Raw genomic sequence first — 25,568 nt, forward strand, 5'->3', positions numbered from 1 at the left:
GGATAAAAATACACAAACAGATGCCCGTTTCGGTCTGTGGACAACCCGCTCGCCGGGTGTCCGCGGCGGAACCTGCCCGTCCGTGTCCGTTCCGCCCCGATCCCAGCCCGACAACGAGGTCCCATGTACGCACCAGAGCGTCACCAGCGCATCGTCGACCAGGCACGCGCGGCGGGCCGGGTCGACGTCAAGGAGCTCGCCGAGCTGCTGGAGGTCACTCCGGAGACCATCCGTCGCGACCTCACCTCGCTCGAGCGCCGCGGACTCGTCCGGCGCGCACACGGCGGCGCCATCCCGGTCGAGCGCATCACGCTGCACCCCGGTGTCGGCGACCGCGGCGGCATCAACCAGACCGAGAAGATGGTCATCGCCGAGGCCGCGATCGAGGAGCTCCCCGAGAACGGCTCGATCATGATCGACGCCGGCACCTCGACGATCTGCCTGGCCGAGCTGCTGCCGACGGACCGCGGCCTGACCGTCGTCACGCACTCGCTGCCGGTGGCGATGGCCGTCGCGAACCGTGCCGGGATCGACCTGCACCTGCTCGGCGGCAACATCCGCAGTGACTCGCTGGCCGGCGTCGGCACGTGGACGCACCAGCTGATCGGGATGGTGAGCGTCGACGTGGCGTTCATCAGCATCAACGGGATCACGCCGGAACGCGGCCTGACCACGCACAACATGGCCGAGGCCGCCGTGAAGTCCGCGATGATCAAGTCCGCACGCCGGAGCATCCTGCTGGCGGACCACACCAAGTTCGGGCGCGAGGAGTTCGGCCGCGTCGCCCCCCTGGCCGCGATCGACACGATCATCACCGACCCGGGCGTCAACCTCGACCTGGTCCGCGAGGTCGAGGCCGCCGGCACCGAGGTCTTCTGGCCCGGCCGCTCCTGAGTGCCGTACCGGCGCCACCCACCCCGTGCTCGCTACCATGAGCGCTCCACCCATCGACGAGGAGTCAATCGATGTCCGAAGCCACCCGCACCGTCACCGTCGCCAGCGGATCCGGTCTGCACGCCCGTCCGGCGTCGCTGTTCGTCCAGACCGTCACCGCGTCGGGCCACCAGGTCACGATCGCCAAGGGCGACAAGTCGGCCAACGCCGGCAGCATCCTCGGTCTGCTCGGCCTGGGGGTCGAGAACGGCGACGAGGTCACCCTGACCGTGACCGGTGACGACGCCGAGACCACCTCGGACAGCCTGGTCGAGTTCCTGAAGACGGACCACGACGCGGCCTGACCGCGACCGTCGCGTCGACGACGCGACCACCAGACGGACGGGAGGCCCGTGGCTGCGCAGCCACGGGCCTCCCGTCCGTCTGTCGGCCGTGTCCACAGGCCGTCGGCCGCCGCCGATAAGGTGGTCGGCATGACCCGCCTGCGCCTTGCATCCGTCAACGTGAACGGCGTCCGCGCCGCCTTCCGCAAGGGCATGGGCGACTGGCTGGCCACGCGGGACGTCGACGTGCTCGCCCTGCAAGAGGTGCGCGCCTCGACCGACGACCTGACCGGGCTGCTCGGCGACGAGTGGGACGTCCTGCACGACCCGGCGTCGGCGAAGGGCCGCGCGGGTGTCGCGATCGCCTCGCGGCACCGGGCGCACGTCCACCGGGTCGAGCTCGGCCCGTCGGAGTTCGACTCCGCCGGCCGCTGGCTCGAGGCCGACTACGAGATCGGCGGCACCCTGGTGACCGTCGTGTCGACCTACGTGCACTCCGGCGAGGTCGGCACCGACAAGCAGGAGCAGAAGTGGCAGTTCCTCGACGCGATGACCGAGCGGCTGCCGGCACTGCGGGCGCACAACCCGCTCGCGGTCGTCGTCGGTGACCTGAACGTCGGACACGACGAGCGGGACATCAAGAACTGGAAGGGCAACGTCAAGCGGGCCGGGTTCCTGCCGCAGGAGCGCGCGTACTTCAGCCGCTTCTTCGGGGCCGAGGGCACGGACGTCACCGGGGCCGACGGCTCGACCGGGCCGGGGCTCGGCTGGGTGGACGTCGGTCGCGAACAGGCCGGCGACGTGGACGGTCCGTACACGTGGTGGTCGTGGCGCGGCCAGGCCTTCGACAACGACTCCGGCTGGCGCATCGACTACCAGATGGCCACGCCCGAGCTCGCGGCGAAGGTCCGCTCGTACACGGTCGACCGCGCCGACGCGTACGACCAGCGGTGGTCCGACCACGCCCCCGTGGTCGTCGACTACGAACTCTGACTCCCCCACTTCCCAGCACGTCACGTACAGGACCAGCACCATGACCAAGACCCGCATCTTCTCGGGCATCCAGCCGTCCGCCGGCTCACTCCACCTCGGCAACTACATCGGCGCTCTGATGCAGTGGAGGGACCTGCAGGACGAGCATGACGCCATCTACTGCGTCGTCGACATGCACGCCATCACCTCGCCGCAGGACCCGGCCGCGCTGCGGGAGAACACCCGCCGCACGGCCGCGCAGTACATCGCTGCGGGCATCGACCCCGACAAGTCGACGCTGTTCATCCAGTCGCACGTGCCCGCACACGCGCAGCTCGCCTGGGTCCTCAACACCATCACCGGCTTCGGCGAGGCCAGCCGGATGACCCAGTTCAAGGACAAGTCCGCGCGCCAGGGTGCCGAGGCCGCGTCGGTGGGGCTGTTCACCTACCCGATGCTGATGGCCGCCGACATCCTGCTCTACGACGCCCAGGTCGTCCCCGTGGGTGACGACCAGCGGCAGCACGTCGAGCTGACCCGAGACCTGGCCGGCCGGTTCAACAGCCGCTTCGGCGAGACGTTCGTGGTGCCCGAAGCCCGCATCCTGACCGACACGGCCCGCATCTACGACCTGCAGGACCCGACCAGCAAGATGAGCAAGTCCGCCGCCACCGACTCCGGCCTGGTGCTCATGCTCGACGAGCCCAAGCGCACCACCAAGAAGATCAAGTCGGCGGTGACCGACACCGAGCGCGAGATCCGTGCCGACCGCCAGGCCAAGCCCGGTGTCACGAACCTGCTGTCGATCCTGTCGGCGTTCACCCGCACGCCGGTCGCCGAGCTCGAGACCGCGTTCGCGGGCAAGGGCTACGGGGACCTGAAGGGCGAGGTCGCGGACGCCGTGATCGCCGAGCTCGAACCGGTCCGGGCACGCACGCTCGAGCTGCTCGACGACCCGGCCGAGCTCGACCGGCTGCTCGCGGTCGGGGCCGACCGCGCCGCAGCCATCGCCGAGGACACCCTCGCCCGGGTGTACGACCGGATCGGCTTCGTGCCGCGCGGGCGTCGCTGACGTGCTGCCCGTCACGCTGCGCTCGGACCGGGTCCTGCTCGAGGTCCCGACCCGCGCCGACACCGTCGCGATCACCGAGGGCTGCCAGGACCCCGAGGTCATCCGGTGGACGACCATCCCGACGCCCTACCGGCCGCAGGACGCCAACGCCTTCGTCGACGCGCTCGTCGGTCCCGGGTGGGCCTCGGACCGCGAGTACACGTGGGCGATCCGGCAGCCGGGATCGACGTGGCTCGACGGTGTGATCTCGTGGCGCGCCGAGCGACGCGACCTCGGTTTCTGGCTCGCGCCGTCCGCCCGCGGCAAGGGCCTGGTGCACGACGCCGTCGCCCTGGTCGTCGGCTGGGCCTTCGACCGTGGCGCGCCCGACGTGTACTGGGAGTGCTACGTCGGCAACACGGCGTCCGCGGCGGTGGCACGGCGTGCGGGGTTCTCGTACACCGGCACCGGTGACGCGAACATCCCGAACCGTGACGGCTCGCCGGCGTCGGCGTGGAAGGGGCTGCTGCGTGCCGACGGCCGGCCGGCGTCCGACCTGCCGTGGCCGGCGGAGTCGTTCCGGCCAGGTGCAGGCGACGCCACGGGTGCCGGTCCCGCCGGTAGTCTCGGGTCGTGAACGAGCAGCCGTCGGCCGGGGCGTCACCGGCCGAGGTCCGCGCGATGCGCCGCGGCCTCGAACTCGCCGCGCGCGGTCCCGCCCTCGGCGACCATGCCCGGGTCGGCGCGGTCGTCCTGTCCGCCGAGGGCGAGCCGCTCGCCGAGGGCTGGCACCGCGGCGCCGGCACCCCGCACGCCGAGGTCGATGCGATGTCGCACCTGTCGCCGGAGCAGCTCCGCGGCGCGACCGTCGTGGTCACCCTCGAACCCTGCAACCACACCGGCCGCACCGGCCCGTGCTCGGTCGCGCTCATCCAGGCGGGTGTCGCGCGGGTCGTGTACGCGATCGACGACCCGGGACCCCAGGCGCACGGTGGGGCCGACCGGCTGCGAGACGCCGGCGTCGACGTGACCTCCGGCGTCCTCGCCGACCAGGCGAGCGCGTTCCTCGAGCGCTGGCTCGTCTCCGTCCGCCAGGGCCGTCCGTGGGTGACCGTGAAGTGGGCATCGAGCCTGGACGGCCGCGCGGCTGCGGCCGACGGCACCAGTCGGTGGATCACCGGCGCAGCCGCACGCCAGCACGTGCACGAGCAGCGAGCCCTGCACGACGCGATCCTGGTCGGCACGGGCACGGTGCTCGCGGACGACGCATCGCTGACCGCCCGCGGGGACGCCGGCGAACTGCTGGCCGACCAGCCGCTCCCCGTCGTGCTCGGCGACCGTGACGTGCCCGACGACGCCGCGGTCCGTCGGCACCCGCGTGGGCTCGTGCACCTGCCCGGCCACGACCTGCACGTCGCACTGCGGTCCCTGGCGGACCGCGGTGTCCGGACCGTCTTCGTCGAGGGCGGCCCCACCGTCGCGTCGGCGTTCATCGCGGCCGGCCTCGTCGACGAGGTCCTGGTCTACCTGGCCCCGGTGCTGCTCGGCGGTCAGAATGTTGCACTTTCCGACATCGGTGTGGGAAGCATGAACCAACGTCGGCGGTTGGACGTACTATCGACCACCAGCCTCGGCCCCGACCTGCTGGTGCGTGCTCGACCCGTCCACACCGATTCCCCTCGGCCCCACGACGAGCACGCTGACGACGGGGCCCGTACCGACCGGAGCACCCCATGACCGACGCACTGACATCCCCCACCCCGGGCAGTCCGGTCCAGTTCGAAGTCGCCACGAACGTCCCGACCACCCACGGCCCGTTCGAGATGCGCGCCTACCGCGACCTGGTCACCGGCGCCGAGCACGTCGCCATCATCGGCACGATGCCCGACGGGTCCGCCCCCACCGACGGCGCGCTGGTCCGCGTGCACTCGGAGTGCCTGACCGGCGAGGCGTTCGGGTCGCTCAAGTGCGAGTGCGGCCCCCAGCTCGACGCCGCCCTCGACACGATCGCCACCGAGGGCGGCGTGGTCGTCTACCTGCGCGGGCAGGAAGGGCGTGGCATCGGCCTGGTCAACAAGCTCAAGGCCTACCGACTGCAGGAAGACGGCCTCGACACGCTCGATGCCAACCTGGCGCTCGGCCTGCCCGCCGACTCGCGCGCGTACGGCGGCGCGGCCGGCATCCTCGCCGACCTCGGCATCAACCGCGTGCGACTGCTGTCGAACAACCCGGAGAAGCAGCGTCAGCTCGAAGAGCACGGCATCGCGGTCGACACCCTCGTGCCGCTCGTGGTCGGCATCTCCGTGCAGAACGCGGGCTACCTGGACACCAAGCGCGACCGGATGGGCCACCAGCTGCCCGAGCACCTGGAAGCCGGCGCGCACCACTAGGTTCGACGTCACGGGGTGGGACACCGCTCGCTCGGCGGATTCGCAGGTTCGCGACATCCGTCGTAGACTCGAGACCCCGTCACGAGCGGCCCACCACCACCCGAACGCACCCGACCGATCCCCCGCGCACCACGCGGAACGGTCGGTGTCCGCCGTTCGCGCCGCCTGCGTCCCCCGACGCTCTCCTCGGAGTCCCCCGCATGTCTGCCACCTCGGCTGCCCCCACCCCCGCCACGACCAACCCGCGCTCGCGCGTCGTCATCGCGAGCCTGATCGGCACCTCGATCGAGTTCTACGACTTCTACGTCTACGCGACCGCCGCGGTCCTGGTGTTCCCGACGCTGTTCTTCCCGAACGAGGACCCGACGGCGTCGCAGCTGTCGTCCTTCGTCACCTTCGCGCTGGCGTTCTTCGCCCGGCCGGTCGGCTCGGTGGTCTTCGGCCACTTCGGTGACCGCATCGGCCGCAAGACCACCCTCGTCGCGTCGCTGCTCGTCATGGGCACGGCCACGTTCCTGATCGGGTGCCTGCCCACGTTCGACTCGATCGGCGTCTGGGCACCGGTGCTGCTCGCCGTGCTGCGCTTCGCCCAGGGAGTCGGGCTCGGCGGCGAGTGGTCGGGAGCCGCACTGCTGGCGACCGAGAACGCCCCGGCAGGCAAGCGCGGCGTCTTCGGCTCGATGCCGCAGCTGGGCGCACCGATCGGCTTCCTGCTCGCCAACGGCCTGTTCATCGTGATCAACGCCGCGATGCCGGCGGGCGCGGACGGCACCCCGAACCCCGACTTCCAGGCGTGGGGCTGGCGGCTGCCCTTCCTGCTGTCCGCCGTCCTGGTGGTCATCGGCCTGTACGTGCGGTTCCGCCTGGTCGAGTCGACCGTGTTCCGCGGCGTGCAGGAGTCCGGCACCGTCGCGAAGATCCCGCTCGGCCGCGTGTTCCGCACCTCGTGGAAGGCGCTGATCGTCGGCACCTTCGGGATGGTCGCCACCTACGTGCTCTTCTACTTCATGACCACGTTCACGCTGTCCTACGGCACGACGGCGTCGACCCTCGTCCCCAAGATCGGACTGGGCTACTCCCGCGGGGAGTTCCTGACCCTGCTGATGATCGGCGTCGTCTTCTTCGGCATCTTCACCCCGATCGCCGGGCTGCTCGCCGACCGGTTCGGCCGTCGGAAGACCCTCATCCCGACCACGATCGGCATCGCGCTGTTCGGGCTGACGTTCCAGTTCTGGTTCGCGGCGTCGACCGGTCCGATCACCGTCGTGACGTTCCTGATCGTGGGACTCTCGCTGATGGGGCTGACGTTCGGACCGATGGGTGCCCTGCTGCCCGAGCTCTTCCCGACGAACGTCCGCTACACGGGCTCGGCGATCGCCTACAACGTGGCGTCGATCATCGGCGCCTCGCTCGCGCCGACCATCGCGTTCGCACTCTGGAAGGCCGACGGCAACATCGTCCTGGTCGGGCTCTACCTGACCGTCGCGGCCGTCGTCACCCTGGTCGCCCTGCTGTTCGTCCGCGAGACCCGCGGCAGCGACTTCGACGCCGCCGACGCGGTACCGACGGAGGACGCCGCACGGGTCTGACGACGCACGCGACACCTCAGAGGAAGTCGGATCGCGCGTTCGAGGTCGGAAGTTCCGACTGCCAACGCGCGATTCGACTTCCCATGCGCGGAACGGCCACCAGGAGAACGCCTGCACGTCAACTCAGGTTGACACGGTCGGTGCGTCAATGTAGGTTGACAGGCATGGACCGGCCGACCATCACGCACCTCGCGGCGGGCGCCAGCGGGGACGACCCGTTCGACGCCCTGGCCAGCGTGCGCGAACTCCGGCGCGAACTCGACCGCACCGAGGAGCTCGCTGCCCGCCGTGCGCGGAACGCCGGTGCCTCGTGGCAGGAGATCGCCACGCTGCTCGGCGTGAGTCGCCAGGCAGTGCACAAGAAGTACGGCAGAAACTAGGACACGATGAGTCTCCCCTTCGCCCGCCCCAAGAAGACCGACGGACCGCGCGCCACGTTCGGTCGACTGCTGTCGTACCTGTTCGAGAACAAGCCCGCGATGGTGGTCATCATCGTGCTGAGCATCCTGGGCGCGGGTGCCTCGCTCGCGCAGCCCCTGCTGGTCAACCAGGTCGTCACCGCGGTGCAGCACGGCAACACGCTGAGCACCCTCGTCTGGCTGCTGGTGGTGCTGGTCATCGTGTCCGGACTGCTCAACGGCATCCAGCACTTCCTGCTCCAGCGCGCGGGTGAAGGCGTCGTGCTGTCGACCCGCCGCAAGCTCATCGCCCGGATCCTCAACCTGCCGATCTCCGAGTTCGACACCCGCCGCACCGGCGACCTGGTGTCCCGCGTCGGCAGCGACACCACCCTGCTGCGCGCGGTCCTGACACAGGGACTCATCGAGTCGATCGGCGGTGCACTGACGTTCATCGGCGCGATCATCGCGATGGCGATCATCGACCCGCTGCTGCTCGGCATCACCCTGGCCATCGTGGTCGTGGCCATCGTCGTCGTCGGTGGCCTCAGCCGGCGCATCCGCATCGCGTCGAAGCGCGCGCAGGAGAAGGTCGGCGACCTGACCGCCGCCGTCGAGCGTGGCATCGGCGCGGTCCGGACCATCCGTGCCGCCGGTGCCACCGAGCGCGAGGTGCACGAGGTCGACGCACACGCGACCGAGGCCTACAAGCGCGGTCTCGACATCGCCAAGATGTCGGCGTTCGTCGTCCCCGTCGCCAGCATCGTGATGCAGGTGGCGTTCATCGCCGTGCTCGGGGTCGGTGGCGCACAGGTCGCCGCGGGGACGATCACGATCGCCACGCTGATCACGTTCATCCTGCTGCTGTTCATGATGATCATGCCGCTCGGCCAGGCGATGGGCGCCGCGGTCGCCGTCGCCCAGGCACTCGGCGCGCTCGGTCGGATCGAGGAGATCCTGCACCTGCCCACCGAGGACCAGGACGACGCAGCCGTCCGCCCCGCAGCCGCCATCGCGACCGAGGACGCGATCACCTTCGAGCACGTCTCGTTCCGGTACGCCCGGTCCGCCGACGCATCGGGTGCCGACGGCGCCGAAGCCGCCACCCGCCCTGGAGGCCCCGGTGCCGCTCCCGACACCGGTGACACCGACCAGGTGGTGCTGCACGACGTGTCGTTCCGCGTGCCCCGCGGCTCGCGTGTCGCCCTCGTGGGACCGTCGGGCGCCGGCAAGTCGACGACCCTGTCGCTCATCGAACGCTTCTACGACCCCACCGACGGCGTCATCCGCCTGGGCGGCATCGACGTGCGCGGGCTCGACCGCGACGAGCTCCGCGCGCAGATCGGGTACGTCGAACAGGACGCCCCCGTGCTCGCCGGCACGATCCGCGCGAACCTGCTGCTCGGGTCGCCGAACGCCGACGAGGCCGAGTGCGTCCGCGTGCTCGAGGCCGTGAACCTGGGCGACGTCCTGCACCGCGATCCGCGCGGCCTCGACGCGCAGGTCGGCGAGGACGGCGTGATGCTGTCCGGTGGTGAACGTCAGCGGCTGGCGATCGCCCGCGCCCTGCTCGCCGCTCCCCCGATCCTGCTGCTCGACGAGTCCACCTCGTCGCTCGACGGCGTCAACGAGCAGAAGATGCGTTTGGCGATCGACGCCGTGGCCGAGGACCGCACCCTGCTGGTCATCGCGCACCGCCTGTCGACCGTGGTGGACTCCGACGTCATCGTCGTGCTCGAGCACGGCCGAGTCGTCGGCGTCGGGACCCACTCCGAGCTCGTCGAGTCGACGCCGCTGTACCGCGACCTGGCGAAGCACCAGCTGCTGGTCTGAGCCCCGGACCGCGTCGTCGACAGGCCCGGCGTGCGGACGTCGTCAGAGCTGCGCGCCCCCGGGCCGGCCGATCCCCTCGTCCATGTCGCTCTGATCGACGTGACCACCGGCGTTGTCGATCTCGGCGAGCGCGGTGGCGCTGCGGTCCGGGTCGACGCCCACGACCAGGTCGCGGTACACGACGACGTCGAGTCCGGCGCGCAGACCGTCCTGCGCGGTGGCGCGCACGCAGTGGTCGGTCGCGATGCCGACGATCGCGATCTCGTGGACGGAGCGGTCGAACAGCACGTCGGCCAGGTCCTGGCCCGTGTCGGTCGTCCCCTCGAACGCCGAGTAGGCGGGCTCTCCCTGCCCCTTCATCACGTGCACGTCGATCGGTGTCGTGTCGAGGTCGGGGTGGTACTCGGCCCCCGGGGTCCCACCGACGCAGTGCACCGGCCAGGTGGTGACGAAGTCCGGATCGCCGCCGACGGCGAAGTGCCCGCCGTTGTCGTCGTCGCCGTGGTGCCAGTCGCGGGACCCCACGATCAGGTCGTACTCGTCAGCGTGCCGGGCGAGGAACGCAGTGATGCGACGGGCGAGGTCGTCTCCGCCGGTTACGCCGAGCGCACCGCCCTCGGTGAAGTCGTTCTGCACGTCGACGACGATGAGTGCGCGGGTCATGGACCCATCCAACACCGACCGGCCAGCGGCCCGGGACCAGGTCAGCTGTTCGTGAGCTTGTTGCCGCACGTGTAGGCGGCCGTGGTGACCGCGTCGAGCGCCGGCAACGCTGCAGCCCGCGAGGACCCGATGGCGTAGAACGCGAACGTCAGCTTCGTGCCGTCCGCGGCGTCGATGTACCCGCCCAGGGTGTTCGCGCTGTCGATCCACCCGGTCTTGGCGTGCACCTTGCCCCGGGCGACGGCGTTCGCCCCCGTGAAGCGCCCGGCCAACGTGCCGGACTGCCCCGACACCGGCAGGACCTGGGCCAGGGTGCCGAGGCCCTTCGCGCCCGAGGCCACCTGCACCATGAGGTGCGCGACGAAGTTCGGCGACACGGCGTTCGCGGCGCTCTCTCCCGAACCGTCCTTGATGACGATGCCGGCCGGATCGACCCCGTACGAGGACAGCGCCTTCTGGTAGACCCCGGTCAGCGACGCCGCGGAGCCGTTCGCCCCGGACTCGCGGGAGGAGATCCGCGCGAGCATCTCGGCCAGGGTGTTGTCGGAGTTCGGGATCATCTGCCCGATCAGCGTGGACACCGGCTGCGAGTCGACCTGGGCGATGGTGGACTGGCTGGTGGTGGCCCGCTTGACGACCTGGGCGTTGCCCGCGCCGACGACCCCCGCGTTCGCCAGTGCCGTGCGGAAGGCGGCTCCGGCGCGGCCGACCGGGTCCTCGGAGCGCGGTGAGGTCGCAGCGCCGGGGTTCGCGCGGTCGCCGTCGACCATGAGCGCCGTGACTTCGGGCTGGTACCCGATGGTCCGCTCGCTGACCGGCCAGGTCGGGTCCCAGGCGTCGGCGTCGTCCCAGTAGGTGTCGTCGGTGACGATCGTGGTCACCGGGGTGGTGCCGAGCTTCGCCTTCACCTGCTGCGCGAGCTGGCCGAGCGTCGGCGCGCCCGGGTAGACGGTCGCGCCACCCGCCGACAGCGTGGCGTCACCGTGGCCGACGATGGCGATCGTGCCGTTGCCTTCGTCCGTGACGGTCGTGGGAATGGTGTAGCCACCACCGAGCACGGCGAGCGCGGTCGCCGTGGTGAGGGTCTTCATGACGCTGCCGGTCTGCGCCGCGGTGTCGCCGTTCCGCGAGAACAGCATCTCGCCGGTGCTGGCGTTCATGACGTAGCCCTCGAAGTTGCCGAGGCCCGCGGCCGAGGCAGCACCGGCGATCGAGCACGTGCGCAGGGCGCTCGGACCGGGGGCGTCCGACGGCACGGTGCGCGGCGGGACCGTCGGCGTGACGGACGGCGCCGGTGTGGACGACGACGGGTCGCTCGACGCGCTCGCCCGCGTCGAGGCCGCCGCGACCGGCGAACGCGCGGCCCCCGGAGCGGTGGCCGAGGCGACCGCGACGGCGCCACCCGACCCGAGCACCAGGACGGCGACCAGGCCACCGACGGCCCAGGCCACCGGCTTGCGCGCGATCGAGGCGCGGACCGCAGCGACGACGCCGCTCACGCGACCCGCGCGTGGCGCGCCCGGCTTCGACGCGCCAGCGCGCGCGTCAGGGTCGGACGGTCGGTCGGGGTGGGTCGGCTGCTCGGACATCGCAAGCGATCCTACGGAACTGCGGCAGGAGCCTCCAGGGTGGACCCGTGGTCGTGGAGGACGACCGCGCGTTACGGGGCTGTGGAGGGGTCGTCGGCGGCGTAGCGGACGCCGACCTGACGACGGGCCTCGTCCATGACGGCCATCACCGCGATCGTGCCCGCCGGGGACATCGCACTGGTCTCGTGGTCGCCGGACGCGATCATGCCCTCGAACGCGCGGACCTCGTGCGCGTAGCCGGCCAGGTGCTCGTGGCCGTCGAACTCCTCGACCACGACGCCGTCACCGTCGCGGATCCGCCACGTGGTCGGGGTGTACCACGTGGCGTCGATGTCGATCCGGCCGTCCTCGCCGATCACCGACGCGGTGTTCGGGCTCCCCACGTCCAGGGCGAAGTGCACGATCGACTGTGCTCCCCCCTCGTGGGTCAGCACGATGCCCATCTGCGTGTCGACGCCACGGTCGCTCAGCGTGCCGTCCGCGACGACGCTCGTCGGCACGCCGAGCACGTCGACCGCGAACGAGATCGGGTAGACACCCAGGTCGAGGATCGCGCCACCACCGAGTGCCGGGTCGTTGAGGCGGTGGTCCGGGTCACTCGGCAAGGACTGGTGGTGCGTCGCCTCGACGACGCGCGGACGGCCGATGCGCCCCTCGGCGATCACCTGCCGGATCATCGTCATCTGGGGCAGGAAGCGTGTCCACATCGCCTCCATCACGACGACACCCGCCGCGCGAGCCGCGTCGATGACCAGCCGGGCCTCGGCTGCGGTGATGGTGAAGGCCTTCTCGACCAGCACGTGCTTGCCGGCCGCGATCGCGAGCAGGGCGTCCTCGGCGTGCCGCGAGTGCGGCGTCGCCACGTACACCGCGTCGACCCGCGGGTCGGCGACCAGTTCCTCGTAGCTGCCGTGTGCCTGCGCGATGCCGAACTCGGCTGCGAAGGCCTGAGCGCCCTGCAGCGTCCGGCTGCCCACCGCGACGAACTCCACCCCCGCCCGGGCGCAGTCGCCGACGAAGGACCGGGCGATGCCGCCGGTCCCGATGACTCCCCATCGAACGGTCATGGGGCCTGTCTACCAGGCACGCCTCCGGAGTCCGGACGGGCCCTCGGGCGGCGCGCGTACCGTCCGCGGTGACCGGCCGACGTCCTGGAGGCCCGTGGCGGGCCCGCCACGATCCTCCCGTGCCGTCCGTGATCCGGTCCCGTGCTGCGGCACGGTGTGCGCGAGGAGGCGGCGGACATGACGGATCGACAGCCATGGTGGACCGGTGCGGTCGTGTACCAGGTGTACCCACGCAGCTTCGCCGACGGCAACGGCGACGGGATCGGGGACCTGGCGGGGATCCGACAGCACCTGCAGCACATCGCCGACCTGGGGGTCGACGTCGTCTGGCTGTCGCCGGTCTACCGGTCGCCGCAGGCCGACAACGGCTACGACATCAGCGACTACGAGGACATCGACCCGCTGTTCGGCACGCTCGACGAGTTCGACGCGCTGCTGGTCGAGGTGCACCGGCTCGGCATGAAGCTCGTCATGGACCTCGTGGTCAACCACTCGAGCGACCAACACCCGTGGTTCCGCGCGGCCAAGCTGTCCCGCACCTGCCCGAAACACGACTGGTACATCTGGCGCGACCCGGTGGACGGCCACGAACCGAACGAGTGGCGCGCCGCGTTCGGCGGACCGGCGTGGTCGTGGGACCCCGGCACCGGGCAGTACTACCTGCACATGTTCACGCCCCAGCAGCCCGACCTGAACTGGGACGACGCGGACATGCGCCACGCGGTGTACGCGATGATGAACCACTGGCTCGACCGCGGCGTCGACGGCTTCCGCATGGACGTCATCAACCACATCGCCAAGGACCCGGCGGCGCTCGTCGACGGCAGCGCCGCGTACGTCATGCAGCCGCGCATCCACGACCACCTGCAGGAGATGCACGAGCAGGTCTTCGCCGGTCGCGACGCCCTGCTGACCGTCGGCGAGATGCCCGGCGTGACCGTCGACGACGCCGTGCTGTTCACCGACCCGGACCGCCACGAGCTCGACATGGTGTTCCAGTTCGAGCACGTCGGACTCGACCACGGCCCGGCGTCCAAGTTCGACAACCGACCCTTCGACCTGCCCGCGCTGAAGGCCTCGCTGGGGCGCTGGCAGACCAGCCTCGCCGACACCGGGTGGAACTCGCTGTACCTGGCGAACCACGACCAGCCGCGGCCGGTGTCGCGGTTCGGTGCCGCCGCCGTCGCGACCGCCCAGGGCTCCGACGCGGACCCCTTCGCGCTCCGGTACGAGTCCGCCACGCTGCTGGCGACGGTCCTGCACCTGCACCGCGGCACGCCCTACCTGTACCAGGGCGACGAGATCGGCATGGTCAACGCGGGCTTCACCGCGATCGAGCAGTACCGCGACATCGAGTCGCTCAACTGGTACCGCGGCGCGGTCGGGCGCGGCATGCCCGTGGGCGAGGCGCTGCAGGCCCTGGCGTTCCGCAGCCGCGACAACGCCCGCACACCGATCCCGTGGGACGACTCCGCGCCGGCCGGCGGGTTCTCCGACGTCGAGCCCTGGATCGGCATGGGACAGGGCTGGCCGCGGGTCACCGTGGCCGGGGACCGGGCGGCCGGTGAGCGCTCGGTCTTCGAGCACCACCGCCGGCTCATCGCGCTCCGGCATGCGTCGCGGACGGTGCAGCTCGGCGACTTCACCCTGCTCGAGCCGGACCACCCCGAGCTGTGGGCGTTCACGCGCTCGCTCGAGGACGCCTCGGAACCCGGGCTCGTCGTCGTCGCGAACCTGTCCTCCACCAGCATGCTGCTGCCGGACGGGATCGCGGAGCGGCTCGGCGGCTGCGTGCTGGGGAACCTCGGGGTCCCCGCACCGGACGGCGTGGGTGCGTTGCGGCCCTGGGAAGCCCGGGTGCACGAGGACCTGCGCCGCCCCCGGGGATGACATCTCGCCGGTGATGTCAACCTTCCGGGGGAGGCTCCGAGCGTGAGCCCTGCCGTACCGTGGCCGCCGTGATCGAAGTCGACCATCTCTCCAAACGATACGGTCCGAAGCTCGCTGTCGACGACGTCTCCTTCGTCGTCCGACCGGGCAGCGTGACCGGCTTCCTCGGACCCAACGGCGCCGGGAAGTCCACCACGATGCGCATGATCATGGGACTCGACCGGCCGACCGCCGGACGTGCCACCGTGAACGGGAAGTCCTACCAGGCACTCCGCGACCCGCTGCGGCAGGTCGGGGCCCTGCTCGAGGCCAAGGCGGTGCACACCGGCCGCAGCGCGTACAACCACCTGCTCTCCCTCGCAGCGACCCACGGCATCCCGAAGGCCCGGGTGCACGAGGTCATCGACATGACCGGGCTGGAGTCCGTGGCGCGCAAACGTGTCGGCGGGTTCTCGCTCGGCATGGGGCAGCGCCTGGGCATCGCCGCGGCACTCCTCGGCGATCCCCGGACCCTCATCCTGGACGAACCCGTCAACGGCCTCGACCCGGACGGCGTGCTGTGGGTCAGGCAGCTCGCCCGACGTCTGGCCGCGGACGGCCGGACGGTGTTCCTGTCGAGCCACCTGATGAGCGAGATGGCGCAGACCGCCGACCGCGTCGTCGTGCTCGGCCGGGGCAAGGTACTGGCCGACGCCCCCATCGCGGAGTTCGTGGCCGGGTCCGACGGCGGTGGCACCCGCGTCGTCGTCCGCACACCGACCCCCGACCGGTTGTTCCCCGCCATCGGCACGGCCGCCTCCGCGGTCACGCCACGGGACGACGGGTCCTTCCTGGTCGTCGGTCCCGACGCTCCCACGATCGGGGCGATCGCCGCGCAGGCGGGGGTCGTCCTGCACGAACTCACCCCGATGGGCGCCAGCCTCGAGGAGGCCTACATGGCCCTGACCCGCGACGACGTCGAGTACCGGTCGGAGGGCACCCGTTGACCGCCACTGCCACCATGCCGGCCGACGCCCGCCTGTCCTTCCCGCGACTGATCCGCAGCGAGTGGATCAAGCTCCGGAGCATCCGCTCCACCGTCTGGTGCTACGGGGTGCTCGTCGTCCTGACGATCGCCATGGCCGTGCTGCTCGGTGCGCTCGTCAACCAGGACGGCGCCACGTTGCCCACCGACCAGGCGAACGCGCAGATCGTCAACATCAACACCGCCGGGGTGACCATCACGGCGCTCGTCGTCGGCGTGCTCGGCGTGCTCATCATCACGGGCGAGTACGGCACCGGTCAGATCCGGTCGACCTTCACCGCCGATCCCGGCCGCATCGGTGTGGTCCTGGCGAAGGCCTTCGTCCTCGCGCTGACGACCTTCCTGGTCAGTGCCGTGTCGACCTGGATCGGCGTCGTGGTGTCGACCGCGCTGCAGGCGGCGAACAACGTCCATCCCGACCTCGGCGACCCCGCCGTGGTCCTGCCGATCCTCGGCTCGTCGGTCTACGTCACGCTGCTGGCGCTGCTGGCGTACGGCATCGGCCTGCTCGTCCGATCCAGCGCCGGTGGGATCGCGATCACGCTCGGCATCCTGCTCGTGCTGCCGGTCATCCTGTCGATCTTCTTCAGCCTGACGAACGCACAGTGGATCGTCGACGTGACGAACCTGCTGCCGTCCCAGGCCGGCGGCCAGCTCTTCGCCTACGCGGCCCCGGGGGCGCCGGCGGCGCAGTCGGGGCTCGTGCTCAACGGCTGGGGCGGCTTCGGCGTGCTCGCGGCCGAGGTCGTCGTGGTCGGCGCCCTGGCGATGACGGCAGCACGGTCGCGCGACGTGTGACGCCCCAGGCACCGGAACGACGAAACCCCCGGGTGACCGGGGGTTTCGTTGTTGCCCTGTGGAGCCGCCTGTCGGAATCGAACCGACGACCTATTCATTACGAGTGAATCGCTCTACCGACTGAGCTAAGGCGGCGGACGCTCCGGTGACCGGAGCGGCACGGGTCACGACTATACAGGTTCAGACGAGCGAGCGCGAAACGAGCGACCCGAGCTCGTCGAACGACCGCTGCAGATCGTCCACCAGGTGCGAGTCAGCCGCGGAGTCGGACCACTCCCACCACGCGTGCCGCAGGGTCGCCAACGAGACCAGCGACGCCAGCCGGGCGCGACGATGGAGCCCGGCCTGGTCGTCGGCGACCGTCGGGTCGTCGTGGGTCATGCGCCGGGCGATCACCGACTCGAGCTCGGCCTGGAACTCCTTCATCGACGCCATCCGCTGGCTGAAGAGCTCCGGGTTCGCGCGCAACACCTGCTGCCGCTCGCCGATCAGGCCCCGTTCCTCGATGAGTTCGCGGGCCGAGTGCACCAGCAGCGCCCCGACGTCACCGAGCATCTGCCCCGTCGGACCGCCCGTGACGAAGGCATCGACGGCGTCGTCGTCCGGCAGGGTCGGATCGTCGCCCAGGATCGCCTGTTCCTTGCTCGGGAAGTAGTTGAAGAAGGTGCGCGGGGAGATGTCGGCGCGCCGCGAGACCTCGTCCACGGTGACCGCCGCCAGCCCGTCCTCGATTGCGATGCGCAGGGCAGCCTGCTGGATGGCAAGTCGGGTGGCGCGTCGCTTCCGTTCACGCAGGCCGGGTTCTGCTTCGGGCATGGGCTGATTGTCCCATGTCGAAGGGCACCGATGGCGCTGCCTCGGTCTGCTCTCAGCGGAGCGTTCCGACGGGCAGGCCGCTCAGCGGAGCGCTCGGACGACCGTGACGAGCAGGGCCTCGAGAGCCAGCAGTGCCGCGACGTTCGCCGCGATCCGCTGACGGGCAAGCGCGACGGCGTCGAGGATCTCGAGCGCTGCCGCCGGCGGCACCGATCCGAGCGCACGGTCGAGTTCGTCCTGCATCGCCAGGTTGACGGGCTCACCCGGCGCACCCAGCCCCATCAGCAGCAGGTCGCGGTACAGCGAGGACACGTCGACCAGGATCCGGTCGAGACCGTCCCGCAGGCTGCGTGTCGCCCGACGCTTCTGGTCGTCCTCCATCGCGCGCAGCTGGGACCGGAGCGCCGGTGGGATCGTCCCGCCCGGTTCCACGCCGAGCGAGCGCAGCGCGGCGTCGCGTTCCTCGGCGTCACGCTCGAGGGTGATGGCCTTGGCGTCCTCGTCCGCGACGGCCAGCAGTTCGGCGGCGGCGGTCACGGCCTCGCCGACGCTCCGGATGCGCAGGACGGTCTGCAGGGTCCGACGTCGGCGGTCGCGGGCGTCCGCGCTGGTGGCCAGGCGTTGCGCCATGCCGATGTGGCTCTGCGCCTGCCGCGCGGCGTCGAGCGCCAGGGAGCGGTCGACGCCGTTGCGCGCGACCAGCAGGTCGGCGACGGCTTCGACGCCCGGCACACGCAGGCGCACCGAGCGGACACGGGACCGGATGGTGGGCAGCAGGTCCGCTTCGCTGGGCGCGCAGAGGATCCACACCGTGCGCTCCGGCGGTTCTTCGAGCGCCTTGAGCAACAGGTTCGAGGTGCGCTCCGTCATGCGGTCGGCGTCCTCGATGATGACGACGCGCCACCGGCCCACGGACGGTGAGTAGTACGACGAGGTGACGAGGTGACGGATCTCGTCGATGGTGATGATGACGCGCTGGGTCGTGAGCACGGAGACGTCGGGGTGGGTGTGCGCCGTGATCTGGCGGAGGGTGTGGTCGTCGTCCGGACCGGAACCGACGAGGGCCGCGGCGAACGCCGTCGCGACGTTCGACCGTCCGGACCCGGGCGGACCGGTGATCAACCACGAGTGGGTCATCCCGCCGCTGCCGTCGGGCGACTCGGCCGCGTTGCGGAGCGACGCGACCGCTTCTTCCTGCCCGGTCAGGCCGTCCCAGACGCTCACGAGCCCATCCTGACAGCGACCACCGTCACGACGCGATCCCGACGAGCGGACCGATGCCGGCGCGGATGGCTGCCTGCACCTGCTCGGAGGGCGCGGCGGCATCGACGACCAGGAAGCGGTCGGGCTCGTGGGCGGCCATGCCGAGGAAGGCCTGCCGGACCGACTCGTGGAACGCCGCCGCCTGGGACTCGAGCCGGTCGAAGGTGTCCCCCCGAGCGGCTGCGACGCGGGCACGCCCCACGGTCACGTCGAGGTCGAGCAGGACGGTGACGTCCGGGACCAGTCCGTCGGCAGCCCAGTCGGACACGCCGCGGACCTGGTCGGCACCGAGACCGCGGGCGACGCCCTGGTAGGCGACCGACGAGTCGATGTAGCGGTCCTGCAGCACGACGTCGCCGCGCGCGACGGCCGGTCGCACGACCGTCTCGACGTGGTGTGCACGGTCGGCCGCGTACAGCAGGGCCTCGGCCCGGGGCGACACGTGGCCGCGTTCGTGCAGGACGATCTCGCGGATGCGGAGCCCGAGGTCGGTGCCTCCGGGCTCACGCGTCCGCACGACCGTCCGACCGTGCGCTTCGAGCCACGCCGTGAGCAGCTCGGCCTGGGTGGTCTTCCCCGCACCGTCGCCGCCCTCGAGCGTGATGAAGCGTCCGGTCACTTCTTCTTCGCCGGTGCGCGGCGTGCGGCGGGCTTCTTCTTGACCGGACCCTTGGCACGCTTGTCGGCGAGCAGCTGGACGGCACGCTCGAAGTCGACGTCCTCGACCTCTTCACCGCGCGGGATCGTGGCGTTCGTCTCGCCGTCGGTCACGTAGGGACCGAAGCGGCCGTCCTTGACCTTGATCGCCTTGCCGGACACCGGGTCGGCCTCGAACTCCTTCAGCGCCGCGGTCGCAGCCCGCTTCGCGCCGTACTTCGGCTGCGCGAACAGTTCGAGCGCACCGGGCAGGTCGACGTCGAAGATGGCGTCTTCGCTCGGCAGGGTCCGGGTGTCCGTGCCCTTCTTGAGGTAGGGGCCGTACCGACCGTTCTGCGCGGTGATCTCGGCACCGGACTCGGGGTCGAGCCCGACCGTGCGCGGCAGGTCGAGGAGCTTCAGCGCCGTCTCGAGGTCGACGGACTGCGGGTCCATCGACTTGAAGAGCGATGCGGTGCGTTCCTTCGGGGCCGCGGCTTTCTTCGTCGTCTTCTTCTTCGGCGCGGGAGCGGTGTCGTCCTTCGCGCCAGCACCGGTCGCCGACTTCGCGGTCGACGTGGTGGCGGTCGCGGTGCTCGCTGTTGCGGCCTGGTCGAGGACCTCGCCGGTGGCGGGGTCGACCGACGGCTCGGGCTCGGGCGTGCGCTCGGTCACGTAGGGACCGAACCGACCGTCCTTCGCCAGGACCTCTTTCCCGGTGTCGGGGTTGATGCCCACGACGCGGTCGCTGACGACCGGTGCCTCGACGAGTTCGCGGGCCTTCTCCGGGGTGAGCTCGTCGGGTGCCAGGTCCTCGGGGACGTTGACGCGGCGGGGCTTCTCCGGGTCGTCGCTCGGCGTCTCGATGTACGGCCCGTAGCGACCGATCCGCAGGGTCAGCCCCGGCGAGAGCTCGACCGAGTTGATCTCCCGGGCGTCGATCTCCCCCAGGTTGTCGATGACCGTGCGCAGACCGCGCTGGTCACCTCCACCGAAGTAGAAGCCCTTGAGCCAGTCGACCCGGTCCGCGTCGCCCGCGGCGATCCGGTCGAGGTCGTTCTCCATCTCGGCGGTGAAGTCGTACTCGACCAGGTCGCCGAAGTAGTCCTCGAGCAGCCGGACGACGCTGAACGCGATCCAGTTCGGGACGAGCGAGGTGCCCCGCGGCGTGACGTACCCGCGGTCCACGATGGTCGAGATGATCGCGGCGTACGTGGACGGGCGGCCGATCCCGAGCTCTTCCAACGTCTTCACCAGGCTGGCCTCGGTGTACCGCGGCGGAGCCGACGTGTCGTGCCCCTTCGCCTCGACCTCGTCGACACCCAGGTGGTCACCCTCGGTCATCGCCGGGAGCTTGGCGTCCGCGCCGTTCGCCGAGGCTTCGTGGCGCTCTTCGTCGCGACCTTCCTCGTACGCGTTGAGGAACCCGCGGAAGGTGATGACGGTGCCGGACGCGGTGAACTCGACGTCGGTGCCGGACGCCGTCGACGCCAGCCCCGTGACGGACTCGGTCGACGTGATGCCCAGCACCACGGACGCGGTGGAGCCCTTGGCGTCGGCCATCTGCGAGGCGACGGTGCGCTTCCAGATGAGGTCGTAGAGCCGCCAGTCGTTGCCGCGCAGCACCTTCTCCATCTGCGACGGCGTGCGGAACACGTCACCGGCGGGACGGATCGCCTCGTGCGCTTCCTGCGCGTTCTTGCTCTTGCCGGCGTAGCTGCGCGGCTTGTCCGGCACGGTGTCCGCGCCGTACAGGTCTGCTGCCTGCTTGCGGGCAGCGGTCACGGCCTGCTGCGAGAGCGACGCGGAGTCGGTTCGCATGTAGGTGATGTGACCGTTCTCGTAGAGCGACTGCGCGACGCTCATCGTCTGCCGCGCCGAGAACCGGAGCTTGCGCGCGGCTTCCTGCTGCAGGGTCGACGTGGTGAACGGCGCCGCCGGGCGACGCGTGTACGGCTTCGAGTCGACGCTGCGGACGACGGCGTCACCAGCACGCTCGAGCACGCCGGTGAGCGCGGTGGCCGAGGCCTCGTCGAGACGGACGGCTTCGGACGTGGTCTGTCCGCGGTCGTCGAAGTCGCGTCCGGAGGCGACGCGGGTCCCGTGGATGCGGGCGAGCCGGGCGGTGAAGGCACTGTCGCCGGCCTTCTCGAACCGGGCGGTCAGGTCCCAGTAGTTCGCCGAGACGAACGCCAGGCGCTCACGCTCACGGTCCACGACCAGACGGGTGGCGGCCGACTGCACACGACCAGCGGACAGACCGGGGCCGACCTTGCGCCACAGCACGGGCGAGACCTCGAAGCCGTAGAGACGGTCGAGGATGCGTCGGGTCTCCTGCGCGTCGACGAGCGCCGTGTCGAGTTCGCGGGTGGCTTCCTGTGCGCGCTGGATCGCTTCCTTGGTGATCTCGTGGAACACCATGCGCTTGACGGGGACCTTCGGCTTCAGCACCTGGAGCAGGTGCCATGCGATGGCTTCGCCTTCGCGGTCCTCATCAGTGGCGAGGTAGAGCTCGTCGGCGTCCTTCAGGGCACGCTTGAGGTCAGCGACCGTCTTCTTCTTGGCGTCGGAGACGACGTAGTAGGGCTCGAACCCGTTGTCGACGTCGACGGAGAACTTGCCGATCGAACCCTTCTTGAGTTCGGCGGGGAGGTTCTTGGGCTCGATGAGGTCACGGATGTGCCCGACTGACGCCTGGACTTCGTATCCGTCACCGAGGTATTGCGCGATCGTCTTCGCCTTCGCAGGGCTCTCGACGATCACGAGCTTCTTCGTGCCTGGCACGTGACTCCTTGATCGATGGTGCTGTCGGCCCTGGGACGCGGAAGCGTCCGGGTCGACCGGGACATCGATGACCGGCGGGCCGACAGGCACACCATACACACCGTGCCGGGGATGCCCGCCGGTCTCGGTCATCGGTGGAGAGGGGAGGGAGCGGGCTCGGGACCTGCCACGGCGTCCGCCCCGACCGTGATCGGTCCGGAGCGGACCGTCACGGCCACGCGGACCACACTGCCTGCCGTGTCGCACGAGGCCAGGCTCGCCGCGGCGGCGACCACGACCGTGGCGGCGATCGAGCACGGCGTGCCGGGCACGAGCCCGACGAGCGCAGCGGCCCCGGACAGTGCAGCAGCGTCGGCGGCGCCCTGGGCACGGACCTCGGCACCTCGGATCGCCGCCGCGGCGAGCACGCTGCTGCTGAGCACGAGCACCGCCGCCACGACCGCGACCATCACGACGGTGGCCGATCCACGGTCGCGCGTGTCCGGGGTGGTCACCCGCCGCCGTCCGCAGCGCAGGCAGCACCCCGCAGGACCACGGGGAGCGGGCCACCGGGTCGGCGTTCGACCGTGACGCACACCAGGTGGCCGTGGCGGGACACCGCACTGGACGCGTCGGCGCCGAGGGCGGCCAACGCTGCCTGTCCGGTCTCGGCGTCGCCGCGACCGAGCGCGCGCGACGCAGTTGCCGCGGCGAGCTGCAGCCGGCCCTGGGTGTCGACGAGCAGGACGCCCGCGATCGCCAGCGTCACGACGATCGCGATGACGGGCAGCGCGACGGCGAACTCGACCGTGACGGCCCCCCGGTCACAGCGAGAGCGCACCACGCACCAGGTCGGTGAGGATCGACTGCACCTCGCCGGATCGCATCACGGCGACGAGGACCCCGGCGAACGCGACGGCCGCCAGGATCACGACCGCGTACTCGGCCGTGGCGGATCCCCGGTCCCCCTGCAGGCGGATCCGCACGGACCGGTCGCCGAGGACCCGCGGCGAGCGCAGGAGATCACGGTGGCGCAGCGCGCGGTGCGCGCGCGAACGCGCACGGCACGGGAGAACACGGTGTGGGCGGTCAGGGTGTGTGAGCGGTGTCATGGGGTGTCCCTTCTCGGTGGTGGTCCCAGCCTGGCGACGTCGACACATGCCAGGGGCTCGCCGGACGACGCTGTGGAGACGTCACCCCAGGCCCGCGACGGTGGAGGAGAGGAGCGCGACGACGACGGGCACGACGCCGACCAGGACGAACGCGGGCAGGACGCACACCCCGAGCGGGACGACGAGTCGCACACCCAGCCGTTCCGCCGCCGCGAGGGATGCCGCGGCGACGTCGTCGCGCAGGTCCTCGGCAGCCGACCGGAGCAGGGCCGCCGCAGGGACACCGGCCCGACGCGCGAGCGACAGGGTCTCGGCGAGCCGGTCCTGTGCGTCCGCGTCGACCGGGCGGGAGCCGGCTGCCTGGTGCACGACGTCGCCGGCCCCGGACCACGAGCCTCCGCCGGACAGCGCGACCGCCCAGGCGTCGAGCAGCACACCGGGGATCCGGCCGTCGGGCTCGACGGACCGGACCAACCGTCGGGACCACTCGCGCCCGACGCCGACGAGACCCCCGGCAGCGGCGAGGGAGAGCCATCCGAACGGCGAGCCGAGCAGCACCCCGAGGGTGTCGACACCCCACAGGGACGCGAGCACCACCCCGAGCACGGGGAGCGCCAGGACGACGTTCGCGCTGGTGCGGGGTCCGGCGAGCGCGACGTGGACGGCCCGGTCTGCCGCAGCCGTCCGGCGGAGCGCCGCAGCCAGGGCGCGGAGGGTCGGAGCGACCGGCGCGCCGGTCCGTGCCGCGACCGCCAGCACCATCCGGACGTCCGCCTCCGCCGACACCGAGCGTGCACGACCACCACCACGACCACGACCGAAACCACGAAGTCGAGCACCCGCGCCAGCGCCAGCACCCGCACCCGCGCCGTCGCCGTCCCCCGCGGCATCGCCCCCCACGAGCTCCCAGGCCCGCGTCGGCGCCGCGCCAGCCGCCACCAGCGTGGCCACGCGGTCCAGCACCCGCGCACTCGCCAGCGGACCCGCGCCAGCGACACCGCTCGCCCCCGGCGGGACGGTCATCCCCGGCGCGACGACGTCCCCACTCCCCCGGTCACCCGCTCGACGACGAGCCGTCCGTGCGGGTCGAGACGGAACCGGCCCGCGGCCCCGAGCCGGCGCATCCCGCGGCGGCGCTCGACGTGCAGCACGAGGTGGAAGGCACTGACCGCCTGCCGAGCCAGTGCTGTCGGGTCGAGTCCCGCCAGTGCCCCGAGCGCTTCGAGCCGTGCCGGGACGTCGTCGAGACCGTTGGCGTGCACGGTGCCCGCGCCGCCGTCGTGGCCGGTGTTCAACGCCGACATGAGCTCGCGGACCTCGGCGCCACGGCACTCCCCGACGACCAGCCGGTCGGGGCGCATGCGCAGTGCTTCCCGCACGAGACGGTCGAGCCCGAGCGCGCCGGCCCCCTCGGCGTTGGCCTGCCGGGCCTCGAGTCCGACGACGTGCGGGTGGTCGATCCGGAGCTCGGCGACGTCCTCGACGGTCACGATGCGTTCGGTGTGGGGCACCCGCGCGAGCATCGCGCCGAGCAGGGTGGTCTTGCCGCTGCCGGTGGCGCCGGACACCAGCACGTTCCGTCGCAGCCGGACGGCGTCTTCGACGACCCGTCGTGGGACGCGACAGAAGGTGTCGGAGCCTTCCAGGTCGTCGAGCGTCGGACGTCGCCCGGCGGGGAGCCGGATGGAGATCGCCGTGCCCCGGACCGCGACCGGAGCGAGCACGACGTGGACCCGGATGCCGTCCCCGTGCCGGACGTCGGCCACGGGGGTCGTCTCGTCGACGTGTCGACCGCCCGCGGCCACCAGGCTCGTCGCGAGCTCGCGCGTGCGGCGCTCGCGCAGGCGGATGCCGGTCTGGACGAGCCCCGAGCCCCGGTCGACCCACACGCCGGTATCGCCCTGCACCAGGACGTCGGAGACCGCATCGTCGAGGACGAGCGGCGCGAGCTCCTCGAACACCAGGGGGTCCGGGCCGTGGCGCAGGCGGACAGGGGTGTGCTGACCGGGGAGGAACGGTGCGGACTCGGCGCGGTGACGGTGCATCCCGGCACGCTAGGTCTGCTCGACCAGCAGCCGGGACGCCGTGGATGCACCTGTGGAGGACAGAGCATGTCCCCAAGCAGTGGGACGATTTGTACCCCGTTGATTCGACGCGTACCCCGCCGAGTGCCGCACTCCGCGGACAGCCCGTTCCACGCCGACCGCGACGCCCGGGCGCGCTTCAGCGATGTCAAACCGGGTGGATGTTGTATCGCAACTGCATGCATCAGCATGGACCGGTCTGTCCACGGTTCCGCGCAACCATGCCGATCGACGCCGACGCGGCCCGTCCTGATCTCAACGACACGTGTCGTCGGAGTGCAGGAAAAAGAAGAGGCGGCACCGGTTGGGGGGAACAGGTGCCGCCAGGACAACGGAGGATTGGGGGGAATCCGATCCGATGCCGCCGGAAACGAGTCCGGCAGGAACGAGTGTACCCCACGAGACGGCATCCC

Annotated in this window: 24 protein-coding genes, 1 tRNA gene and 1 pseudogene; 13 read left to right on the forward strand and 13 right to left on the reverse strand. The window is 71.2% G+C overall.

Features of this window, described 5'->3' with window-relative positions:
* Positions 1-123: 123 nt before the first annotated feature.
* The 10 genes and pseudogenes from MT346_RS04465 (at position 124) to MT346_RS04510 (ending at position 9,450) form a co-directional block, all read left to right on the forward strand.
* Positions 124-894, forward strand: coding sequence for a DeoR/GlpR family DNA-binding transcription regulator (locus MT346_RS04465; protein ID WP_243561627.1), 771 nt, complete (start codon positions 124-126; stop codon positions 892-894).
* A 71-nt stretch (positions 895-965) separates the two neighbouring features.
* On the forward strand, positions 966-1,238 hold the full coding sequence (locus MT346_RS04470) for an HPr family phosphocarrier protein (protein WP_243561628.1): 273 nt from the start codon (positions 966-968) through the stop codon (positions 1,236-1,238).
* A 129-nt stretch (positions 1,239-1,367) separates the two neighbouring features.
* The gene (locus MT346_RS04475) at positions 1,368-2,210 is read left to right on the forward strand and encodes an exodeoxyribonuclease III (RefSeq protein ID WP_243561629.1); all 843 of its coding nucleotides are present in this window, start codon (positions 1,368-1,370) and stop codon (positions 2,208-2,210) included.
* 40 nt (positions 2,211-2,250) lie between these two features.
* Positions 2,251-3,261 carry a tryptophan--tRNA ligase gene (trpS, locus tag MT346_RS04480; RefSeq protein ID WP_243561630.1) on the forward strand — a complete coding sequence of 337 codons (1,011 nt, stop codon included), beginning with the start codon at positions 2,251-2,253 and terminating at the stop codon, positions 3,259-3,261.
* 1 nt (position 3,262) lies between these two features.
* Complete coding sequence (locus tag MT346_RS04485) at positions 3,263-3,877, forward strand: GNAT family N-acetyltransferase (RefSeq protein WP_243561631.1); 615 nt, start codon at positions 3,263-3,265, stop codon at positions 3,875-3,877.
* A 44-nt stretch (positions 3,878-3,921) separates the two neighbouring features.
* Positions 3,922-4,977 carry a bifunctional diaminohydroxyphosphoribosylaminopyrimidine deaminase/5-amino-6-(5-phosphoribosylamino)uracil reductase RibD gene (ribD, locus tag MT346_RS04490; RefSeq protein ID WP_243561812.1) on the forward strand — a complete coding sequence of 352 codons (1,056 nt, stop codon included), beginning with the start codon at positions 3,922-3,924 and terminating at the stop codon, positions 4,975-4,977.
* An 11-nt stretch (positions 4,978-4,988) separates the two neighbouring features.
* Positions 4,989-5,630, forward strand: a pseudogene (ribA, locus tag MT346_RS04495) (GTP cyclohydrolase II); the annotation flags it as partial.
* Between the two features lie 200 nt (positions 5,631-5,830).
* Positions 5,831-7,219: an MFS transporter gene (locus tag MT346_RS04500; protein WP_243561632.1), complete on the forward strand. Its 1,389-nt coding sequence runs from the start codon at positions 5,831-5,833 to the stop codon at positions 7,217-7,219.
* A gap of 164 nt (positions 7,220-7,383) precedes the next feature.
* Positions 7,384-7,599 (forward strand): hypothetical protein, encoded by a 216-nt coding sequence (locus MT346_RS04505; protein WP_056118685.1) that lies wholly within the window; start codon positions 7,384-7,386, stop codon positions 7,597-7,599.
* Between the two features lie 6 nt (positions 7,600-7,605).
* Positions 7,606-9,450, forward strand: coding sequence for an ABC transporter ATP-binding protein (locus MT346_RS04510; RefSeq protein WP_243561633.1), 1,845 nt, complete (start codon positions 7,606-7,608; stop codon positions 9,448-9,450).
* A 42-nt stretch (positions 9,451-9,492) separates the two neighbouring features.
* On the opposite strand, the gene MT346_RS04515 is transcribed toward MT346_RS04510, so the two are convergent.
* The 3 genes from MT346_RS04515 to MT346_RS04525 all read right to left on the reverse strand — a co-directional run bounded on the left by MT346_RS04515 (position 9,493) and on the right by MT346_RS04525 (position 12,769).
* A complete protein-coding gene (locus tag MT346_RS04515; protein WP_243561634.1) occupies positions 9,493-10,113 on the reverse strand; it encodes an isochorismatase family protein in 621 nt (206 codons plus the stop codon).
* Positions 10,114-10,154: 41 nt separating this feature from the next.
* A complete protein-coding gene (dacB, locus tag MT346_RS04520; RefSeq protein ID WP_243561635.1) occupies positions 10,155-11,702 on the reverse strand; it encodes a D-alanyl-D-alanine carboxypeptidase/D-alanyl-D-alanine-endopeptidase in 1,548 nt (515 codons plus the stop codon).
* 71 nt (positions 11,703-11,773) lie between these two features.
* Positions 11,774-12,769 (reverse strand): Gfo/Idh/MocA family protein, encoded by a 996-nt coding sequence (locus MT346_RS04525; RefSeq protein WP_243561636.1) that lies wholly within the window; start codon positions 12,767-12,769, stop codon positions 11,774-11,776.
* A 177-nt stretch (positions 12,770-12,946) separates the two neighbouring features.
* Here MT346_RS04525 and MT346_RS04530 point away from each other — a divergent pair, with 177 nt between their 5' ends.
* The 3 genes from MT346_RS04530 to MT346_RS04540 all read left to right on the forward strand — a co-directional run bounded on the left by MT346_RS04530 (position 12,947) and on the right by MT346_RS04540 (position 16,481).
* Positions 12,947-14,659 (forward strand): alpha-glucosidase, encoded by a 1,713-nt coding sequence (locus MT346_RS04530; RefSeq protein ID WP_243561637.1) that lies wholly within the window; start codon positions 12,947-12,949, stop codon positions 14,657-14,659.
* A 68-nt stretch (positions 14,660-14,727) separates the two neighbouring features.
* On the forward strand, positions 14,728-15,645 hold the full coding sequence (locus tag MT346_RS04535) for an ABC transporter ATP-binding protein (RefSeq protein ID WP_243561638.1): 918 nt from the start codon (positions 14,728-14,730) through the stop codon (positions 15,643-15,645).
* The gene (locus MT346_RS04540; protein ID WP_243561639.1) at positions 15,642-16,481 is read left to right on the forward strand and encodes an ABC transporter permease; all 840 of its coding nucleotides are present in this window, start codon (positions 15,642-15,644) and stop codon (positions 16,479-16,481) included. Before MT346_RS04535 ends, MT346_RS04540 begins: the two co-directional genes overlap by 4 nt.
* A 59-nt stretch (positions 16,482-16,540) precedes the next feature.
* Here the strand turns inward: MT346_RS04540 and MT346_RS04545 are convergent.
* The 10 genes from MT346_RS04545 to MT346_RS04590 all read right to left on the reverse strand — a co-directional run bounded on the left by MT346_RS04545 (position 16,541) and on the right by MT346_RS04590 (position 25,116).
* A tRNA-Thr gene (locus MT346_RS04545) sits at positions 16,541-16,616 on the reverse strand.
* Positions 16,617-16,661: 45 nt separating this feature from the next.
* A complete protein-coding gene (locus MT346_RS04550; protein WP_243561640.1) occupies positions 16,662-17,297 on the reverse strand; it encodes a TetR/AcrR family transcriptional regulator in 636 nt (211 codons plus the stop codon).
* Positions 17,298-17,378: 81 nt separating this feature from the next.
* On the reverse strand, positions 17,379-18,521 hold the full coding sequence (locus MT346_RS04555; protein WP_243561641.1) for a DNA polymerase III subunit delta': 1,143 nt from the start codon (positions 18,519-18,521) through the stop codon (positions 17,379-17,381).
* A gap of 25 nt (positions 18,522-18,546) precedes the next feature.
* Positions 18,547-19,179 carry a dTMP kinase gene (tmk, locus tag MT346_RS04560; RefSeq protein ID WP_243561642.1) on the reverse strand — a complete coding sequence of 211 codons (633 nt, stop codon included), beginning with the start codon at positions 19,177-19,179 and terminating at the stop codon, positions 18,547-18,549.
* Complete coding sequence (topA, locus tag MT346_RS04565; protein ID WP_243561643.1) at positions 19,176-21,980, reverse strand: type I DNA topoisomerase; 2,805 nt, start codon at positions 21,978-21,980, stop codon at positions 19,176-19,178. The genes tmk and topA overlap by 4 nt, the downstream gene beginning before the upstream one ends.
* Before the next feature lie 128 nt (positions 21,981-22,108).
* Positions 22,109-22,474, reverse strand: coding sequence for an Rv3654c family TadE-like protein (locus tag MT346_RS04570; protein WP_243561644.1), 366 nt, complete (start codon positions 22,472-22,474; stop codon positions 22,109-22,111).
* On the reverse strand, positions 22,471-22,803 hold the full coding sequence (locus MT346_RS04575; protein ID WP_243561645.1) for a TadE/TadG family type IV pilus assembly protein: 333 nt from the start codon (positions 22,801-22,803) through the stop codon (positions 22,471-22,473). The genes MT346_RS04570 and MT346_RS04575 overlap by 4 nt, the downstream gene beginning before the upstream one ends.
* On the reverse strand, positions 22,784-22,945 hold the full coding sequence (locus MT346_RS04580; RefSeq protein ID WP_243561646.1) for a DUF4244 domain-containing protein: 162 nt from the start codon (positions 22,943-22,945) through the stop codon (positions 22,784-22,786). The genes MT346_RS04575 and MT346_RS04580 overlap by 20 nt, the downstream gene beginning before the upstream one ends.
* A gap of 207 nt (positions 22,946-23,152) precedes the next feature.
* Positions 23,153-24,094, reverse strand: a complete 942-nt coding sequence (locus tag MT346_RS04585; protein ID WP_243561647.1) for a type II secretion system F family protein — start codon at positions 24,092-24,094, stop codon at positions 23,153-23,155.
* Positions 24,091-25,116: a TadA family conjugal transfer-associated ATPase gene (locus MT346_RS04590; RefSeq protein ID WP_243561648.1), complete on the reverse strand. Its 1,026-nt coding sequence runs from the start codon at positions 25,114-25,116 to the stop codon at positions 24,091-24,093. Before MT346_RS04590 ends, MT346_RS04585 begins: the two co-directional genes overlap by 4 nt.
* Positions 25,117-25,568: the final 452 nt, after the last annotated feature.

The sequence above is a fragment of the Curtobacterium sp. VKM Ac-2922 genome (assembly GCF_022815645.1).
Taxonomy (GTDB): domain Bacteria; phylum Actinomycetota; class Actinomycetes; order Actinomycetales; family Microbacteriaceae; genus Curtobacterium.

Excerpts from the sequence above, each read along its gene's own strand:
- dacB (WP_243561635.1), bottom strand. The coding sequence starts at position 11,702 with ATGTCCGAGCAGCCGACCCACCCCGACCGACCGTCCGACCCTGACGCG.
- MT346_RS04475 (WP_243561629.1), top strand. The coding sequence starts at position 1,368 with ATGACCCGCCTGCGCCTTGCATCCGTCAACGTGAACGGCGTCCGCGCC.
- MT346_RS04530 (WP_243561637.1), top strand. The coding sequence starts at position 12,947 with ATGACGGATCGACAGCCATGGTGGACCGGTGCGGTCGTGTACCAGGTG.
- MT346_RS04550 (WP_243561640.1), bottom strand. The coding sequence starts at position 17,297 with ATGCCCGAAGCAGAACCCGGCCTGCGTGAACGGAAGCGACGCGCCACC.
- ribD (WP_243561812.1), top strand. The coding sequence starts at position 3,922 with ATGCGCCGCGGCCTCGAACTCGCCGCGCGCGGTCCCGCCCTCGGCGAC.
- MT346_RS04590 (WP_243561648.1), bottom strand. The coding sequence starts at position 25,116 with ATGCACCGTCACCGCGCCGAGTCCGCACCGTTCCTCCCCGGTCAGCAC.
- MT346_RS04470 (WP_243561628.1), top strand. The coding sequence starts at position 966 with ATGTCCGAAGCCACCCGCACCGTCACCGTCGCCAGCGGATCCGGTCTG.
- trpS (WP_243561630.1), top strand. The coding sequence starts at position 2,251 with ATGACCAAGACCCGCATCTTCTCGGGCATCCAGCCGTCCGCCGGCTCA.
- MT346_RS04510 (WP_243561633.1), top strand. The coding sequence starts at position 7,606 with ATGAGTCTCCCCTTCGCCCGCCCCAAGAAGACCGACGGACCGCGCGCC.
- MT346_RS04585 (WP_243561647.1), bottom strand. The coding sequence starts at position 24,094 with ATGACCGTCCCGCCGGGGGCGAGCGGTGTCGCTGGCGCGGGTCCGCTG.
- MT346_RS04500 (WP_243561632.1), top strand. The coding sequence starts at position 5,831 with ATGTCTGCCACCTCGGCTGCCCCCACCCCCGCCACGACCAACCCGCGC.
- MT346_RS04525 (WP_243561636.1), bottom strand. The coding sequence starts at position 12,769 with ATGACCGTTCGATGGGGAGTCATCGGGACCGGCGGCATCGCCCGGTCC.
- MT346_RS04515 (WP_243561634.1), bottom strand. The coding sequence starts at position 10,113 with ATGACCCGCGCACTCATCGTCGTCGACGTGCAGAACGACTTCACCGAG.
- MT346_RS04505 (WP_056118685.1), top strand. The coding sequence starts at position 7,384 with ATGGACCGGCCGACCATCACGCACCTCGCGGCGGGCGCCAGCGGGGAC.
- MT346_RS04465 (WP_243561627.1), top strand. The coding sequence starts at position 124 with ATGTACGCACCAGAGCGTCACCAGCGCATCGTCGACCAGGCACGCGCG.